Origin of the sequence: Hallella absiana, assembly GCF_025457485.1 — a bacterium.
In the GTDB taxonomy this organism is placed as follows: Bacteria; Bacteroidota; Bacteroidia; order Bacteroidales; family Bacteroidaceae; genus Prevotella; species Prevotella absiana.
Map to the genome: position 1 here is coordinate 1 of NZ_JAMXSP010000070.1, position 2,308 is coordinate 2,308.

Annotated in this window: 2 protein-coding genes and 1 pseudogene; all 3 read right to left on the minus strand. The window is 49.6% G+C overall.

Annotated features, from left to right (window positions below; all coding sequences use genetic code 11):
* Positions 1 to 233 precede the first annotated feature (233 nt).
* Positions 234 to 452: pseudogene (locus NG346_RS14320) on the minus strand (hypothetical protein); the annotation flags it as partial.
* Positions 453 to 595: 143 nt separating this feature from the next.
* Complete coding sequence (locus NG346_RS14325) at positions 596 to 1,696, minus strand: metallophosphoesterase (protein WP_262281352.1); 1,101 nt, start codon at positions 1,694 to 1,696, stop codon at positions 596 to 598.
* Between the two features lie 18 nt (positions 1,697 to 1,714).
* Positions 1,715 to 2,113, minus strand: a complete 399-nt coding sequence (locus tag NG346_RS14330; RefSeq protein ID WP_262281351.1) for an FKBP-type peptidyl-prolyl cis-trans isomerase — start codon at positions 2,111 to 2,113, stop codon at positions 1,715 to 1,717.
* Positions 2,114 to 2,308 lie beyond the last annotated feature (195 nt).

The following is a 2,308-nucleotide window of genomic DNA, read 5'->3' on the forward strand; positions in this document are numbered from 1 at the left end:
GCTTGTTTATTTTTGCAACACTAAGATAAGTGAATTCTTCGACATGGCAAAATCCTGGGCAACTTTTTGTTGCTCAGGTACTTAAAAAGTTATATTTGTAATAGTGTTGCGGAATTAAGGGTATATAGAAATACTCTTGTTAATTCGAACAGTTAAATAATAACAAAGAATGGTTCTATTTGAATATTTATGTCAAAGGCTGGAGCTCAGTTTTTCATGAGTTCCAGTCATTCTCACTTCTTATAAAACTCCTGTATCTCGGCAATCATATCCTTCACCTCCTGGTTTACTTTCAGGAAGTTGGCATAGAGGATGCGCTCACGCGCCTCGACGGAAGGGAAGTTGTAGAACTTTGGTAAGGGGTATTGGGCATAGTCCTTCTCCTCCTTGGCGATCACAGCCATGTTGAAGTCGGTCTTGCAGAAGAACTTGCTGGTTTTGAACTCCTTACCTTTCTTTTGCCCATCTTTTGAGTCCGAGAAAACAGGAACAACCAGAAGTAACTCTCTCGTTGGACTTATATCGGTAAGTCCGACTGGGAGAAGATGTGCGATGATGGCGGGAAGTTTTATGGGTGGTAGAAGCCGCTTGACGTTTACTGTTGTCTGATAGTCAGCACAAGGTATTCCGACTGTGTGCCGATGCGGAACTTGGCACCCCAGATACCCAGTCCGGAGCTTACATAATACTGGGTATTTCCTTTTCGCAGCGGACCGAAGGCATCCTCATAGATGGCATCCGTTATCCAACTGATGGGCCACACCTGCCCGTGATGGGTATGTCCGGCAAATTCGAAATCCACACCATTGTTTTCTGCCTCTTCCAAATGATAGGGCTGATGGTCGAGCTCTATAAGAAAACGGAACTTGTCGACCCCTCGCATAGCCTCAGAGAGCGACTTGCGCTGGCGGTTGGTGCGGTCGTCGCGGCCGATGACAGTGATATTGCCTATCCCATCCAAGAATATAGCCCTGTCACGCAGTACCATGATGCCGGCGTCGCGGCAGAACTGCAAGTCAGCATTGAGTCCCGTATAGTAGTCGTGATTGCCTAAGCAGGCGATGACGGGAATGTCCAAGTTGCGGAACTCCTCAGCCATGTGCTCTTGTGCTACCGGTCGGTAACTGCCGTCGATGAGGTCGCCGCCAATGAGGATCGCATCGGGATGCTCAGCCTTCAGCAACGTGAGCCAACGGTGAAGGTCGGCACGCGTGTTGTGATAGCCCAAATGGAGGTCGCTGACAAGGACGAGCTTCACGTCTTTCTTCAAATCCTTCTTCGTCGTCACCTCCATCTCCACCCGCTTCTTGTCGTTGTAATGGAAGTAAGCGAGGGTGAACAAAACGGTCAGTGCCACGGCTATACCTCCTGACAGCCATCCGTTACCATGCAGAGCTGCAGAAGGAACTACACGGCAGAGCTGCAGCACGTCGAGACAGACGAAGACAAGAAAGAGATAGAGCAGGATCATCAGCCACGATGTCCCCACCTCGTAAGTGAGGGTCGCCAAGGACATCGGCCAACGGTCGATAACCCCCGACATGGCGACGAAGAAGGTCACAAAAGCCAATGCCATCAGTCCCACGATAGCCATACGTAAGGGCATGATGTCCGGCAGCAGCTGCCACGTGCGCCACGCCACATAAATCTGACCGGCGATAGGCAGGAGAAGAAAGAATAGAAATGCGAATTTCATAGGCTACCTCCTATTATGCTATGCCACCCCTATCAGCTCAATATCGAAGATGAGCGTGGAACCGCCTGGGATGCCGGGCTGTGAGAACTTGCCGTAGCCCATCTCTGCCGGGATGTAGAGCTCCCACTCATCGCCGACGTGCATCTGCTGCAAGGCAATGATCCAGCCGTCTATCAGGTCGCTCAGTCGCATGGCTATCGGCGTGCCGCCCCGACTGCTGTCGAACTTCTTGCCGTCGATGGTCCAGCCGGTGTAGTGGACGGTGACGATGCTCCGTCTTTGAGGCTGTGCACCATGAGCGTCTCCCTCCTTCAACACTTTATAATAGATGCCTTTGGGAAGGGCTTTCACACCCTCCTCCTTGGCTTTATCCTCCAACCACTTGCGGTTGGAAGTGATGTATTCGCGTTTGGACATAATGCTTGTATATTCTCTTTTTTACTTTCTTACCTTCACAAAGATATATTATTTGTTAGATTAGTATAATCACCCTCAAATCCGCAACCACCCTCAAAAAATGAAATAGAACTGAAAGAAAAAGAGGCTACGCAGAAAAAGAGGCTCAAAGAGGTGAAAATCGCCACAAGGAGGCATAAAATCCCCTTACCCCAC